This window comes from Arthrobacter sp. SIMBA_036, from assembly GCF_046535135.1.
In the GTDB taxonomy this organism is placed as follows: Bacteria; Actinomycetota; Actinomycetes; order Actinomycetales; family Micrococcaceae; genus Arthrobacter.
The window spans coordinates 1-263 of the sequence record NZ_JAWRXG010000240.1 but is presented as its reverse complement, the minus strand read 5'-3'; the positions used below and the strand labels follow the sequence as shown (position 1 = coordinate 263).

The 263-nt window shown below is 51.3% G+C and carries 1 protein-coding gene; it reads right to left on the bottom strand.

Going from position 1 to position 263, the window contains the following annotated elements; all coding sequences use genetic code 11:
• On the bottom strand, positions 1-241 hold a 241-nt coding region (locus SB659_RS19755), incomplete at its 3' end, for a hypothetical protein (protein ID WP_410551641.1).
• Positions 242-263 lie beyond the last annotated feature (22 nt).

Genomic DNA, 263 nt, shown 5'->3' with positions numbered 1-263 from the left:
ATGACACGACAACAAAATCGGTTGCGGAAAACCCATACGTAGCACGCGCGCTGATTCGTTCGCAAGGTTGCCGAATAGACGAGACATCCGGAACGTAGCAAAATTTTCTGGAATGGCGTGGTATCGCGTGATGTACGTAAGTCTCCAGCGGTTCGTCGATCGACGTCAACAATCCGAGATTCGGCACACGCAGCGCAAGACGAAACAACAACTCATTGATCTTGTCCTGCTTGCCGCTCACTCCGGCGATACCACATTTGTAG